Source organism: Acinetobacter brisouioides, assembly GCF_004331075.1.
Lineage (GTDB): Bacteria > Pseudomonadota > Gammaproteobacteria > Pseudomonadales > Moraxellaceae > Acinetobacter.
The window spans coordinates 89801-105221 of the sequence record NZ_SJNX01000005.1 but is presented as its reverse complement, the minus strand read 5'-3'; the positions used below and the strand labels follow the sequence as shown (position 1 = coordinate 105221).

General features: G+C 39.2%; 14 protein-coding genes. 11 read left to right on the top strand and 3 right to left on the bottom strand.

What is annotated here, in order from left to right; all coding sequences use genetic code 11:
• The first annotated feature begins 48 nt into the window (after positions 1-48).
• Positions 49-1260 (top strand): hypothetical protein, encoded by a 1212-nt coding sequence (locus tag E0H77_RS08110; RefSeq protein ID WP_131376746.1) that lies wholly within the window; start codon positions 49-51, stop codon positions 1258-1260.
• Between the two features lie 111 nt (positions 1261-1371).
• Here E0H77_RS08110 and E0H77_RS08105 read toward each other — a convergent pair whose 3' ends face one another.
• Positions 1372-1695 (bottom strand): type IV toxin-antitoxin system AbiEi family antitoxin domain-containing protein, encoded by a 324-nt coding sequence (locus E0H77_RS08105; RefSeq protein WP_131376743.1) that lies wholly within the window; start codon positions 1693-1695, stop codon positions 1372-1374.
• Between the two features lie 203 nt (positions 1696-1898).
• On the opposite strand from E0H77_RS08105, the gene E0H77_RS08100 reads away from it, so the two are divergent.
• The 10 genes from E0H77_RS08100 (at position 1899) to E0H77_RS08055 (ending at position 14255) form a co-directional block, all read left to right on the top strand.
• On the top strand, positions 1899-2186 hold the full coding sequence (locus E0H77_RS08100) for a hypothetical protein (RefSeq protein WP_131376740.1): 288 nt from the start codon (positions 1899-1901) through the stop codon (positions 2184-2186).
• A 44-nt stretch (positions 2187-2230) separates the two neighbouring features.
• Positions 2231-3274 (top strand): DUF932 domain-containing protein, encoded by a 1044-nt coding sequence (locus E0H77_RS08095; RefSeq protein ID WP_131376737.1) that lies wholly within the window; start codon positions 2231-2233, stop codon positions 3272-3274.
• A gap of 156 nt (positions 3275-3430) precedes the next feature.
• Positions 3431-4471, top strand: coding sequence for a YqaJ viral recombinase family nuclease (locus E0H77_RS08090; protein ID WP_131376734.1), 1041 nt, complete (start codon positions 3431-3433; stop codon positions 4469-4471).
• A gap of 182 nt (positions 4472-4653) precedes the next feature.
• Positions 4654-5556 (top strand): recombination directionality factor, encoded by a 903-nt coding sequence (locus E0H77_RS08085; protein WP_005206892.1) that lies wholly within the window; start codon positions 4654-4656, stop codon positions 5554-5556.
• Between the two features lie 186 nt (positions 5557-5742).
• On the top strand, positions 5743-7296 hold the full coding sequence (locus E0H77_RS08080) for a type I restriction-modification system subunit M (protein ID WP_131376731.1): 1554 nt from the start codon (positions 5743-5745) through the stop codon (positions 7294-7296).
• Positions 7293-8666: a restriction endonuclease subunit S gene (locus tag E0H77_RS08075; protein ID WP_131376728.1), complete on the top strand. Its 1374-nt coding sequence runs from the start codon at positions 7293-7295 to the stop codon at positions 8664-8666. Before E0H77_RS08080 ends, E0H77_RS08075 begins: the two co-directional genes overlap by 4 nt.
• Before the next feature lie 18 nt (positions 8667-8684).
• A complete protein-coding gene (locus E0H77_RS08070) occupies positions 8685-9245 on the top strand; it encodes a nucleotidyltransferase family protein (protein ID WP_131376726.1) in 561 nt (186 codons plus the stop codon).
• Between the two features lie 60 nt (positions 9246-9305).
• Positions 9306-12404 (top strand): HsdR family type I site-specific deoxyribonuclease, encoded by a 3099-nt coding sequence (locus tag E0H77_RS08065; RefSeq protein WP_131376723.1) that lies wholly within the window; start codon positions 9306-9308, stop codon positions 12402-12404.
• A gap of 1 nt (position 12405) precedes the next feature.
• Positions 12406-13437 carry a Fic family protein gene (locus tag E0H77_RS08060; RefSeq protein WP_131376720.1) on the top strand — a complete coding sequence of 344 codons (1032 nt, stop codon included), beginning with the start codon at positions 12406-12408 and terminating at the stop codon, positions 13435-13437.
• Positions 13438-13637: 200 nt separating this feature from the next.
• Positions 13638-14255: a Fic/DOC family protein gene (locus E0H77_RS08055; RefSeq protein WP_131376717.1), complete on the top strand. Its 618-nt coding sequence runs from the start codon at positions 13638-13640 to the stop codon at positions 14253-14255.
• On the opposite strand, the gene E0H77_RS13745 is transcribed toward E0H77_RS08055, so the two are convergent.
• Both E0H77_RS13745 and E0H77_RS08050 read right to left on the bottom strand, forming a co-directional pair.
• Positions 14249-14407: a hypothetical protein gene (locus E0H77_RS13745; protein ID WP_165491506.1), complete on the bottom strand. Its 159-nt coding sequence runs from the start codon at positions 14405-14407 to the stop codon at positions 14249-14251. The two genes, E0H77_RS08055 and E0H77_RS13745, sit on opposite strands and share 7 nt — an antisense overlap.
• Before the next feature lie 159 nt (positions 14408-14566).
• Complete coding sequence (locus tag E0H77_RS08050) at positions 14567-15328, bottom strand: hypothetical protein (protein WP_131376714.1); 762 nt, start codon at positions 15326-15328, stop codon at positions 14567-14569.
• Positions 15329-15421: the final 93 nt, after the last annotated feature.

The window sequence follows — 15421 nt, the reverse complement described above, 5'->3', positions numbered from 1 at the left end:
GGTTTAAAGCTGTGCACCTTATATTGAGTGAATCTTAAAGGATCAGTCATGCCAATCGCAAAGCATACGAAATCTCTCGTTGAGCGTCTTAATTCAGAAATCGCTTTTTATAATTGTGAATTTGAGCCATTAAAATCTTCACATGGCTATGATTTGCTTGCTTGTCTATGTGGTTTAGATAAATATCATTTTCAGCAAGTTGGCTTCGTTTCTACTCGTCTTTTTTTGAATGTTCCGACTTATCAGCCTGTAGGCTGGAATCATCACATTGGACTTGATCAAGCACTTGAACAGCTCATCTGTAAGAAAACAGGTTTAAACAGTAAAGAGCATTTCTATATTTTAGGTGGACTTGTTGCCCAGCTGACAATGCATGGTTTTAAGGGGGAGGGAGAGTGTATTCGACATCCTGACCAATTGATCGCTATGCTTCGGGAACTCTATAACACAGATGAATCTGTATTAGCTCATTTAGACAGCATCATTGAGTTGATTGATAGCCTTGAGTATGTAGAAAATAACAAAAAGAAAAGCTTAGCCTTAGCACTATACTGGGTTTTACACTGGTGTTATGCAGTGCTTGCTAAACACGAAATAGTGATCAAAAAAGAGATTCAAGCAAACAATAAAATCCGTGCCAAACAGCAAGCATTGCTTATGGTATACCAGTCTTATTTTGAACGTGCGCAAGCTGCTTTAGAAAAATACTATACTTTATGTTTGGAGCAAAAATTTGATCAGGCAATGAGTTTTAATGAGCAGTTTAAAGCAGTTTTGTTTACCAGTAGTTATGATCAGACTCATGCCTTTGCTATGCCACCTCAAGGTCATGAATTGCCATTAATCACGTCGAGAAAGACCAGCAATTTATTTTATCGAATTGATGATGTCCATCAGGGGGAATATGAAACATGGAATTCATTTTACCATCTGATGAATGAGGCGGAGCGTGAAGCTGAAACAGATGAAGAAAGTATCATCCTGATTCTTTTGCAAAGATTGTTTAGACAAGACGCTCTTGGCCGAGATGATACAGGCATGGATTTTGTTGTTATAAATAAATACCAATATTTATTTTCTGATGAGTTTGAGGATGAATTGAAGCAGCGTTTTTTTGTGCTAAATGAAAGAGGGAAGCAGCATCAACTTGAGCAGAAAGCTTTATCTATTTTTAGTCAAATGTACCGCCATTACTTAAAGCATAAGAATTTTGATGATTATCAACTGCCAGACTTGGTTGAGGTTAAAGCAATTGAATGATTTATTGAAAGTGTCAGGAGATGGCACAAAGGTAAATATTATATTTAGCTGAATATCTGAAAGTACAAAGGGGGGTACACCCCCTTTGTAATCAAATGTACTTTACGCAAATCATTCATCAGGAGGGAAAACACGCCCCCCTTCTTTTACAGATCCCATCTTTGACTTAAACCATTCCAAAGATAAAAATTCAGGTCTTTCTGAAGTTGGGTTTGATAATGCAAGGTGATCTGGTTGACCGACAGTATCAGTTGCAGTCTTTGTCTGTTTTTTTGCCTTTAACGGTTTGGCGTAAGACATCGCTTTAAGCGCATGTTGTTCGTCCACGATTCCTTTAGTAACTCTTTCTAATTTACCTGTACGAGTGGCATGTCTGATTTGATGCTCCGTGTATCCATGCTTTGCACAAAAATCTGAAATTCGAATGTGTGTCATAATTTTAAAGCTATTTTTGTATTTTTTTATCGTACTGATTTTATATAACAAATCAACGAATAAGTTGAATCACATTCTAAATTATTTCAAGTACATAACATCCTAATGAGAATCATGAAGCTCTTTCGAGTACACATGAAAATATGGAATCAAAGCCTGTCATCGTACAGGCTTTTTTATGCCCTGAATTTAGGAGTCGAGTCATGAGCTTGAATTGTCCCTTTTGTCGTTCAACCGACATCATGATTGTTGAAGCAAACATACAACAAGCAAATTCAACATTATCAAATCTTGCATCACCCGCAGCATTAGGTGCCTTAGGCACAACTGTTGCGAAGTCTTTGAACCTGCCTCCCATCGTTGGAGGAATTGCAGGAACTGTACTTGGTGGTTTGTTTAATTCATTTACAGAGCAAAGTACACCTCCGCAGCAAAGCTTGTGCTTCTGTCATAACTGCTACCAAAAGTTCCCCATCCAATATCTGAATTAAGAACAGATCCAATTTTTAACATTATTTTAAAAAGGAATAAAACTATGGCACATCAACTTGAACAAATGGCTTATGTCGGTGAAACCCCTTGGCATGGACTAGGGAATCAACTGAGTCAAAACCAACCGATTGAAGTTTGGGCACAACAGGCAGGCATGGACTGGCGTATCGAGTCATCCAATGTCAGTTATATGGCACAGAATGAACGTGGGCAAAGCATCATCATGCCGTATGAAGAACAGCGCGTACTGTACCGTTCTGATACCCATGCACCGTTGTCAGTCGTTAGCCAACGTTTTCAGGAAGTCCAACCTCGCGAGATCTTAGAGTTCTATCGTGATTTAACTGAACAATCAGGCTTTGAGCTGGAAACCGCAGGTGTGCTTAAAGGCGGCAAGAAATTTTGGGCATTGGCACGTACTGGACAAAGTGCAGCACTAAAAGGAAAGGATGTCAGCAATGGCTATATTCTTCTTGCAACTGCATGTGACGGTACGCTTGCCACAACAGCACAATTCACTTCCATCCGTGTCGTCTGCAACAACACCTTGGCGATTGCTTTACGTGGTCAGAACAGTAGTGCAGGTGTAGTGAAAGTTCCGCATAGCACCAAGTTTGATGCAGATAAGGTCAAACAGCAATTGGGTATTTCAGTTCGTGCATGGGATGAACACATGTATGAGATGAAGCAGCTCAGTCAGCGTAAAGTCACCCAAGGTGAAGCAGCTGCTTATTTCGATGCAGTGTTTAACAACACCACGATGAGCATTGTTGATCAAGAGGACAACATCATCCAGTTCTACCGTGATTTTGCGACTCAGGCAGCGCAGGCAAATGCCAAGGAAAAAGCTGAGCCAAATGCCAAGGCGATGACTAAAGCAATGGACATGTTTAATGGTCAGGGACGAGGTGCAACACTTTCATCGTCTAAGGACACGGCTTACGGATTACTCTGTTCAATCACGGAATTTATCGATCACGAGCGTCGTGCCATGAGTACAGATCATCGATTGGATTCAGCTTGGTTTGGTGCAGGAGCAGCGATCAAACAACGTGGACTGGAGCAGGCTTTACGCATGGTGTCATAGCGTAGAAAGTTAAGTTTTTTGCAATGGAAAGTTAGACCTATATTAGCGATTTTAAAGCTAAATTTACATTTTAAAAATAATTAAACCACATCTTCGGGTGTGGTTTTTTTATGCCCTTTATTTGCCATCACCCATATAAAAATGAGGAAGCAAGATATGAATACAGCAATATTAAACCCATCCCTTCAACAAGCCAGTAAACCCTTTATTGCCCCAAAATTGTTTACAGCAAAACGCTTGGTCAATACCAAAAATATGACTCAATCTGACTGGCTTGAAGTCAGACGACAAGGCATTGGCAGTAGTGATTGTGCAGCAGCCTGTGGATTGAATCCCTATATGTCGATGCTCGAACTTTGGATGATCAAGACAGGGCGAGTCAAACAATCGATTGAAGATGAAAGTTCAGGTGTAGCTCCTCTATATTGGGGTAAGCAGCTAGAGCCATTGGTAGCTGAGTACTACAGCATGCATACCAATAACAAGGTACGCAGAATCAATGCAGTGCTTCAGCATCCAGATCCTGATAAGCATTTTATGCTTGCCAATCTGGACTACTCCGTTGTGGGTAGCAATGAAGTCCAAATTCTGGAATGCAAAACAGCAGGTGAGTACGGCGCAAAACTTTGGCGAGATGGCGTGCCTTTATATGTATTGTGTCAGGTACAACATCAATTGGCAGTGACAGGTAAACAGGCGGCACATGTTTGTGTGCTGATCTGTGGACATGAAACTAAAATTTTCAAAGTGACTCGTTCCGAATCCGTGATCCAGCATATCATCAATGCAGAAAGTTACTTCTGGGAGTGTGTGGAAAAAGACACACCGCCTGATGTGGATGCCAGTGAATCGGCAGCTAAAGCAATACAGCAGCTTTATCCACAACATATTCCGTTGACTGTTGAAGACTTGAGTCATAACGAACAAGCCAATCAGTTGTTTACTCAACTGACCCAAGAAAAACTTCAGATTGAAAAACATCAAAATAACTTTGATGAAACTAAGCATCAAATCCAGATGTTGATCGGGGATGCTGAACGAGCAACCTTTGCCAATGGTTCAGTGACGTGGAAGAAATCCAAAGATTCAATCAGCTTAGACAGTAAAGCCTTACTCAAACTTCATCCTGAAATGCTTGAGCAGTTTCCGCAAAACAAAGCAGGTACACGACGTTTTCAGATCTATAGCGATGACTGAATCCATAACGTTGATATTTCCAATCTTCCCAAAAGCGCAAAAAACCACCCCAATCCACCGACTCCCGAAGGAGCGGTGGACTAATAATGGCGGTCTTTGCATTTCATCTGATCTTTAAATGGTTTTGTATTTGTTTACATAACAAAAGGTCAGCAGTAAAAAAATATTAGGAGTTACAAACCATGATTAAAGGTTTAGCGATTACACCACCGGCTCTGGGACGTATCAGTATTGGCCGTATGGTAGAAAAGAATGGCAAACGTCTACCTGAAAAAGATGATCAGTTCACCATTACTTCCCAGATTCAAAGTAAAGAGAGTGGCTGGATAAAACATCCATTAGATGAACAACTTCGGGCGCAGGCACCCAATCAAAAACTTAGAACCATTCCAGTTAGAATGATCTTTAATGATCCTGATTTAAACTTACGTGCGGAGTACAGCCTATTCGATCGGCAGACCGGTCGACCTGTTTGTGTAGGTAATGGTGAAACCTGCCAACGTTTAACCAATCAAGGGGTCGAGCAACATCCCTGTCCATCACCTGATTTATGTCCATTGGCTCAAGGAGGGAATTGCAAGCCTTATGGACGTTTGCATGTGAATTTGGATGACTCGGATGAGTTTGGAACATTTATCTTTAGAACCACAGGCTTTAACAGTATTCGGACTTTGGCAGCACGGTTGAGTTACTACAGTGCAGCTTCAGGAGGCTTACTGTCGTGCCTACCATTGCAACTCACTTTAAGAGGGAAAAGTACCACACAAAGCTATCGCCAGCCGGTGTACTACGTGGATCTAACTTTACGAGAGGGTATTAGCCTGAATGATGCCATTACTCAAGCCAAGCAAATTGATGAACAGAGCAAGCAGGCAGGGTTTTATCAGGAGGCACTGGATCATATCGCCAGACGAGGTTTTGCCAATGCACGGTTTGAGATGGATATACAAGAAGGGTTAGACGTGCTGGAGGAGTACTTTCCTGAACAAGAGCAGAACCTGACGGTAGAGCAACAAGGTTCACCTGAAGGGTTTGTGCAGGATATTCAGCAGGGGTTGCAGCAGAGTGTGAGGGTGGTGAATTAAGATGGTTGAATTACAGAATTGATAAACTTGGGAGCTTCGGCTCCCTTTATTTTTTATATCTGCCTGATGCTAAATGAATGAGTGGGTAATCAGGTCTAATTGTTGATTTATCTTGTATTTGAATATTAACTTATAGGTTAATATTCGTTTTAACTTTGATTCTTATTTTTTTTACAGGATTTGTAAATGACCAGTACCCAACAACGCGCAGCACTGCAACGCCAAATCTGGCAGATAGCCAACGATGTCCGTGGCGCAGTTGATGGCTGGGACTTCAAGCAATATGTTTTAGGTACGCTATTTTATCGTTTTATTAGTGAAAATTTTGCCAGTTATATCGAAGGCGGTGACGACAGCATTAAATATGCTGAACTTTCTGACCAAGTTATTACTACAGATATCAAAGACGATGCGATTAAAACCAAGGGTTACTTCATCTACCCAAGTCAATTGTTCGGCAATATTGCTAAAAATGCGAATAATAACGAGAGTTTGAATACTGACTTAGCTGCTATCTTTGCTGCTATAGAAAGTTCTGCCAATGGCTACCCGTCGGAGCAGGACATTAAAGGCCTATTTGCTGACTTTGACACAACCAGTAACCGTTTGGGTAATACTGTCAAAGATAAAAATATCCGCTTGGCTGCTGTGCTCAAGGGCGTAGCAGGGTTAGATTTTGGGGATTTTCAAGGCAGTCATATCGACCTGTTTGGTGATGCTTACGAGTTTCTGATTTCTAACTATGCAGCCAATGCAGGAAAATCAGGAGGAGAATTTTTTACTCCGCAGCATGTGTCAAAGTTGATTGCCCAGCTTGCCATGCACAAACAAACCAGCGTCAATAAAATTTATGATCCTGCTTGTGGTTCGGGTTCTTTACTTTTACAAGCCAAAAAACATTTTGATGCTCACATTATAGAAGACGGTTTTTTTGGACAAGAGCTCAATCATACGACCTATAACCTTGCGCGTATGAATATGTTTTTACACAATATCAATTACGATAAGTTTAATATCCAGTTGGGCGACACCTTAAGAGAACCTCACTTTGGCGATGATAAACCTTTTGATGCGATTGTGTCTAACCCACCGTATTCGGTGAAGTGGATTGGCTCGGACGACCCAACCTTAATCAATGATGAACGCTTTGCCCCAGCAGGCGTACTTGCTCCCAAATCTAAAGCCGATTTTGCCTTTGTGCTTCATACCTTAAGTTATTTATCTGCTAAGGGTCGAGCGGCCATTGTGTGCTTCCCTGGTATTTTTTACCGAGGTGGTGCTGAGCAGAAAATTCGCCAATATTTGGTAGATAATAACTATGTAGAAACGGTCATTTCGCTTGCATCGAACTTGTTTTATGGCACCACCATTGCTGTCACCATTCTGGTTCTATCCAAACATAAAACAGACACTACAACCCAGTTTATAGATGCTGGTGGGTTATTCAAAAAAGAAACCAATACCAATACTCTGACAAATGAACACATTGAACAGATCATGCAGGTGTTTGACAGCAAGGCCAATTTAGACCATTTTGCCCAGTCTGTACCTTTAGAGGCGATTCAATCCAACGATTATAATCTGTCCGTGAGTAGCTATGTTGAAGCCAAAGACACGCGTGAAAAGGTGGATATTTTTCAGCTTAATGCCGAGTTAAAAACCACTGTGACTAAAATTGATCAACTTCGTAAAGAGATTGATGCGATAGTGGCAGAGATTGAAGGGGAAGACGTGGTATGAGTAATACAGATTTTATGCAAAAGCTACTTGATGGCGCACAGGTTGAATGGAAAGCAGTTTCAGAAATATTTCATTTAAAAAATGGCTATACACCATCGACATCAAAAAAAGAATTTTGGGAAAATGGTTCTGTTCCGTGGTTTAGGATGGATGACATCCGCGAGAATGGTCAAATCCTTGGAGACTCATTACAAAAAATCTCGGAAAGTGCTGTAAAAGGGGGGAAATTATTTCCTGCCAATTCCATCATAATTTCAACATCGGCCACGATTGGTGAACATGCATTAATTACTGTTCCATATTTGGCAAATCAAAGGTTTACCAATTTAAGTTTGAAAGATAGCTATGTAAAAGTTTTTGATATGAAGTTTATTTTTTATTATTGTTTTTTATTGGCAGATTGGTGTAAAAAAAATACAACGATGTCAAGTTTTGCCTCTGTAGATATGGATGGTTTTAGAAAATTTCAAATCCCCATTCCAAGCCCAGAGAATCCTAAAAAATCCCTTGAAATTCAAGCCGAAATTGTACGAATTTTGGATGCATTTACTGCTATGACTGCGGAGCTGACTGCGGAGCTGACTGCGGAGCTTAAACTGAGAAATCAACAATATCAATATTTTAGAGATAAATTATTGACATTTGATATGAGCGAAGCACAATCGCCTTCGGACGAGAGCGGACGAGAGCGGACGAGAGCGGACGAGAGCGGACGAGAGCGGACGAGAGCGGACGAGAGCGGACGGCGGATAGAGGCTAAATGGATGACGTTGAGAGATGTTGGTACTTGGTACGGTGGGGGAACTCCATCTAAAAGCCATAGTGATTATTGGGAAAATGGAACTATCCCATGGGTTTCGCCTAAAGATATGGGGCGACCAATTGTTGATTCAGCTCAGGACTATATTACCGAAGATGCGATTGAAAACTCTTCGACAAAGTTAGTACCAGCAAACTCAATTGCAATAGTTGTTCGCTCAAGTATTTTAGATAAATTACTGCCAAGTGCACTAATTCCTGTACCTGTTGCACTTAATCAAGACATGAAAGCTGTAATACCACACAACCATATTATGCCTAGTTACCTTGCACATATGATTAGATCAAGAGGGGAGGATATTTTGCGGGCAGCTAGGAAAACAGGCGGATCTGTAGCATCTATTGAAAGTAGTAAACTCTTTTCTTTTTATGTTCCAATTCCTCACCTTGATGAGCAAAAGCGAATTGTCACTATTTTAGATAAATTCGATACTTTAACCAGTTCAATTACTGAAGGTTTACCGCGTGAAATTGAGCTACGCCAAAAACAGTACGAGTATTATCGTGATTTGCTGTTAAGTTTTCCTCAATCCTCTATCCAATCACATTGACATTTGTGGAGCACCAACATGGAAAAAATTGGTCAAGTTAAACAACTCATTCGCGAAGTCAATCGTTTGCACCGTGATTTTTCCAAGGATTATTTTGAACATGGCAAAATTGAGAAAATTAACCTCTCTAAAACCATTAGGCACGTGCCTGCTGCGCATATTTATAAATACCGTTTAACCTTACACGAAAGCATTAATGACTACCTGATGACCGCAGATATAGACATCAAATATTTTTACCGAGTAAAAACCCGTGAAAGTATTGATGACAAAATACAGCGCTATTCTGCTCGTGAAGACCAATATCCTGTAAACAATTGGCTTAATGATATTTTTGGTGCACGTATTATTTTAACGACTGAAGAAATTGACAGCGTGATGGATTTGCTAGATGACTGGCAAGATGAACTTAACCTTAAAAACTGGTATTTGCGGGATAAAGAAGGCTATCGTGGTTTGCATATCTACTTTAAAAACAGAAGTAATTTTTATTTCCCTTGGGAATTGCAAATTTGGAATCATGAAGATATTCAAAGCAATATTGAAAATCACGAAAAATTTAAACGCAATTTTATCTAAAAAATTCTAAAAATCACTTTGGACCTATCTTCTCGGTCAAAAATCAATGGAATCAAAACCATGACTAATTATAAGCCTATTGCCGAAACTAACAATTTTATTGTCTTAGATAAATATTGCAAAGAATGGCAAGCGGTTGACAGCTACCAAAGTGAAGGGGATTTAGAGCGCGAATTCATTCAGGACTTGGTCAATCAAGGCTATGAATATTTGCCCATTTTAAACAATGCTAAAGCTTTGTTGGCAAATGTACGTGAGCAACTTCAAGCATTGAATAACGTACAGTTTTCTGATGGCGAATGGTTACGCTTTGTTGAAATCTATTTGGATAGACCGAGTGACAGTATTGTTGATAAAACCCGCAAGATTCATGACGACTATATTCATGATTTTGTCTTTGATGATGGGCATATTCAAAACATCTACCTTTTAGATAAGAAGAATGTTGCTCGTAATAAAGTGCAGGTGATTAAGCAGTTTGAGCAAAAAGGCAGCCATGCAAACCGTTACGATGTCACCATTTTAGTAAATGGCTTGCCTTTGGTGCAGGTCGAACTAAAAAAACGTGGCATCGCCATCCGTGAAGCTTTTAATCAGGTACACCGTTACAGCAAAGAAAGTTTTAATAGCGAAAATTCCCTCTATAAATATTTACAGCTGTTTGTGATTTCTAATGGGACTGATAGTCGTTATTTTGCCAATACGACGACACGTAATAAAAATAGTTTCGACTTCACTATGAACTGGGCCAAGGCCGATAATAGCCTAATCAAAGATCTGAAGGACTTCACGGCTACTTTTTTCCAAAAAAATACTTTGCTGAATGTGCTGCTGCATTACTCTGTTTTTGATATCAGCGATACCTTGTTGGTGATGCGTCCTTACCAGATTGCGGCTACCGAGCGCATTTTGTGGAAAGTCCAAAGTTCGTATCAAGCCAAAAACTGGAACAATACCGAAAGTGGCGGTTTTATTTGGCACACTACAGGTTCTGGCAAAACCTTGACCAGTTTTAAAGCAGCACGTTTAGCAACTGAGCTGGATTTTATTGACAAGGTTTTTTTTGTGGTAGATCGCAAAGACCTTGATTATCAGACCATGAAAGAATACCAGCGCTTTTCGCCCGATAGCGTCAATGGTTCAGACAGTACCGCAGGTTTAAAACGGAACTTGGATAAAGATGATAATAAAATTATTGTCACCACCATCCAAAAACTCAATAACCTGATTAAAAGTGAAGGTGACTTGCCCATTTATAACAAGCAAGTAGTATTTATTTTTGATGAATGTCATCGCAGCCAGTTTGGTGAAGCTCAGAAAAACCTGAAGAAGAAGTTTAAAAAGTACTATCAGTTTGGCTTTACGGGTACGCCTATTTTTCCACAAAACGCCCTTAGTGCTGAAACTACAGCCAGCGTATTTGGCCGTGAGTTGCATTCTTATGTCATCACCGATGCGATTCGTGATGAGAAAGTGCTGAAATTTAAAGTGGACTACAATGATGTACGTCCACAGTTTAAAATCATCGAAACCGAACAGGATGAGAAAAAACTCAGTGCAGCGGAAAACAAACAAGCCTTATTGCATCCCGACCGCATCCGTGAAATTAGCCAGTACATCCTGAAGAATTTCCGCCAGAAAACGCACCGCTTACAAGCGGGTAGCAAGGGCTTTAATGCCATGTTTGCCGTCAGTAGTGTAGAAGCTGCCAAGCTGTATTATGAGTCACTCAACAACCTGCAAAAAAACAGTGACAAGCCTTTAAAGATTGCCACTATTTTTTCCTTTGCAGCCAATGAGGAGCAAGATGCCGTAGGTGATATTCAGGATGAAAGTTTTGATATTTCAGCCATGAACAGTAGTGCAAAAGAGTTTTTAAACGCCGCAATTGCGGACTACAATAAATTGTTTAAAACCAATTTTAGTGTTGATAGTAAGGGTTTTCAAAATTATTACCGTGATCTTGCCAAGCAAGTCAAAGCCAAAGAAATAGATTTGCTGATTGTGGTAGGGATGTTCCTGACAGGATTCGATGCCCCTACGCTTAACACTTTATTTGTAGATAAAAATCTACGTTATCATGGGTTGATGCAGGCCTATTCGCGTACCAATCGTATTTATGATGCCACCAAAACGTTCGGCAATATTGTTACTTTTCGAGACCTAGAGCAAGCGACCATTGATGCGATTACTTTATTTGGTGATAAAAACACTAAGAATGTGGTGCTAGAAAAAAGTTATAAGGAATACATGGAAGGCTTTACCGATGTGGTGACTGGTGATGCACGGCGCGGTTTTGTGGATATTGTGAAAGAATTAGAACAACGCTTTCCTAACCCCGATGAAATTTTTAAAGAATCAGATAAAAAAGCCTTTACGAAATTATTTGGCGAATACTTGCGTGTAGAAAATGTGTTGCAAAACTACGATGAATACGCCAGCCTAAAGGCTTTGCAGAATGTTGATGCGAATGACCTTGTGGCAGTTGAAGTATTCAAGACCCAACATTACTTAAGCGATGAGGATCTGTCAGCCTTGCAAACCATTCAGATGCCAGCTGAACGAAAAATCCAAGATTACCGTTCCACTTATAATGATATTCGTGATTGGTTACGTCGGGAAAAATTGGCTGAACAAAAAGAAAAATCGACCATTGATTGGGATGATGTAGTTTTTGAAGTAGACTTGCTGAAATCACAAGAAATCAATCTGGATTACATTCTAGAGCTGATTTTTGAGAACAATAAAAAGGTGAAAGATAAGGCAACGTTAGTTGAGGATGTGCGCCGAGTGATCCGTGCTAACCTAGGCAACCGTGCCAAAGAAAGTCTACTGGTCGATTTTATTAATCAAACAGACTTAGATCAGATTGGTGATAAGGCTAGCGTGATTGATACTTTCTTCACCTTTGCTCAAGCAGAACAACAGCGTGAAGTACAAGAACTGATTGGCGCCGAGAACCTGAATGAGGATGCAGCGAGACGTTATATTGCGACCTCGCTGAAACGGGAATTTGCCAGTGATAATGGCACTGAGCTCAATGCTATTCTGCCTAAAATGAGTCCATTAAACCCACAATACTTAACCAAAAAGCAGAGCATTTTTCAAAAAATTGCAGCGTTCGTTGAAAAGTTTAAAGGGGTAGGGGGAAAAATTTAGTATGAAATACCAACCGCCTTATACCATCACCTCAAAAATCATTCATCTGATTGCTCAGATCAGTGAGAATATAGGGCGTTTGACTGTTTTAGAGGAAATTCAGGACAGCTTAAAACTCAGAAAAGCCAATCGTATCCGTACTATTCAAGGTTCACTTGCGATAGAAGGGAATACGTTAAGTACAGAACAAATCACGGCGATTCTAAATGGTAAGACTGTGATTGCACCTCCGAAAGAAGTTCAGGAAGTGCGCAATGCCATTAAAGCCTATGAAGCATTTCAACAATGGCAGCCAAGCCAAGAAGTAGACTTATTACAAGCACATCAAATTTTAATGACAGGCTTGATTGATGAAATCGGTCAATATCGTCATGGTGGTGTGGGCGTAATGTCAGGTGATCGAGTGGTACATATGGCTCCACCTGCCAATCAAGTTCCACGTTTAATGGCTGATTTACTAGAATGGTTAAATGATAGAGAAATACATCCACTAATCCAAAGTTCAGTATTTCATTATGAGTTTGAATTTATCCATCCATTTGCAGATGGTAATGGCCGAATGGGTAGACTATGGCAAACATTGATCCTGAGTGGGTGGAATTCAATCTTTGCCAATATCCCAGTTGAAAGTCTGATCTATCAAAATCAAAAAGCTTATTACGAAGCATTGCAAGCAAGTACAGATCGTACTGATTCAGCACCATTTATTGAATTCATTTTGCAGATGATTTTAGATGCAATCCTTGACTCTACACAAAACGATCAAGACACCGCTCAAGCTAGCGATCATGTTACCGCTCAAGCTGGCATACATGTCCATAAAGAACTCAGTGATCAAGTACAGCGTTTAATTTCAGCATTAGGGCAAGATGATTATACCTTGGCTGAGTTGATGCAATTTGTGGGTTTAACTCACAGAGCAACTTTCCAAAAGAATTACCTGAATCCTGCAATAGAAGCAGGTTTAATTGAACGTATGATTCCAGATAAACCAAAAAGCCCGAAGCAAAAGTATAGGAAGACGAGTAAATAAAAATCTCAAGTGACGTTTAAGTAGATTAAGCTTAGATGGGAAAATAAACTTCTTGAATGACATGCAACTATCCATAAAGTTTTTTCTTCAAGATGAAGAGATGCCCTATAATTTAAATCTAATCATGATTCTAATATGGGTATTCACTATTATCCTGACGTATGCTAACTAAAAAAGTTGTTTAAGAAGGAAAAGCACATTTGAAATATTCAATTTGTACAACTGAAGGTGATTATGAACTAGGTTCAAATGGGCGAGTGCTGAAGAACAAACTCGGTATCACTTCTGAAACAGAAATGCAGGAAGCTGAAGAGCATTTATTACTTCAATTGTATAACTACATTTTTGCCAATGAATTTTCTATAGAACAGTTGTCTTTTCAGGACATTATGGACTGGCACCGAAAGTGGCTAAAACCCATATATTCTTGGGCTGGTAATCTAAGAACAGTCGATATGTCTAAAGGTGATTTTCGCTTTGCCGCGGCCCAATTTTTATCGAAACAAATCAAGCCCTTTGAAAGTGAGTTTTTGGATTCGTATGGCCAATTAAATGCTATGGATACTGAAACTTTAATTAGTTTTTTAGCAAAAAGCCATGTGGAGTTTATTTTGATTCATCCCTTCCGGGAAGGGAATGGTCGTATTTCCCGTTTGGTCATGGATGTCATGGCGACACAAGCAGGATATGAGCCCTTGGATTACTCACTTTGGGATAAACATAAGAATTTTTATTTTGGCTCAATACAAGCAGGTGTCGCAGGAGACTACCAACACATAGAGAGGTTAGTCAGAGATATTTTAATCAGTAATTATTGAGCTAGAGTTAAGTGACTATATTTGCTAATATTATTTTTTAGGCGAGCTTCAATTGATTGAATTGAATGACCTGTTTCAATAGCACTAGAACTGGCTACTGCACGGTAAATACGTGTTTTACTAATTTTTTTGGTGGTTTTTCTAGTATTCATAGAAATATCCTCACTAACTCGTCTAATTATAGCAGGTATGCTATTAGATTAAAAAAATTCTAATGACATATGATGGCAGGAATCCACAAAAAAAGGTGGATTTCCCTGTACTAAAAGTCCTATAGGCTTAATATTTTGAAGAATATCAACTCATGTTTTTTATTTTAGTTGAGAGTATATTAAATTCATTGTTTCATAAGCAGCTGAAAATCCATATAAAGAAATGGTTTCCTCGTAAAAGTCGCTCCATTCATAAAAACGAGTATAGAGAGTCTGACCATTTTTCATTTGATTAATAATTGGATTAACGGATGTGCCATTAAAGATCAATTTTGTCTTGAATGGTGTATTTTTATCTACTCTTAAATAATGATAGCGATACGTATTGAGTCGTTCAATTTCTTTACTGACTGTCAAAGACCATCCTGTTTTTGAAGAGCGCATCAACATAAATTCGTATTTCAGTACAGCGCATATTTTTTCATCAGTAATTTGATCTATCTGACAATTGACTGACCAGGCGCTTTTATATGGATCGTCCATATCAAGATCTAAGAATAAAGCAAAATTTTCATCTGTACTTTTGTACATGTGTATGTTATTTGGGAATTTTTTTATTTCATAATACTCTCGACTTTTTGGAAAGTACTTGACTACAGAATTTTTATATAAAGGTTTAATATTTAGATGCTTATAGTCTTCTTGTAAAACTACCTGAGGAGATTCACTAATTTCAGTATTAAATTGAGTGGTTTTTGAAGAATCGTCTGAATCTGCATATGTCCCATTTGCTAATGTGCTTGTAAGCATCTCAATCCTATCTGTAGTTGTTGAATTTAATTCAACCAAATCAGCATGAGTATAAGAAATGCTACCTCCGAATAAAAAAGTTAAAGGGAGTATTTTTTTTATTACTGACATCAGAATGCTCATTTGAAAGATTTAAATGTATTAACTTTCACGAATCTTAACAAATTTTCAATTTACTTTTCATTTCTTATTTTACTAGTTTTG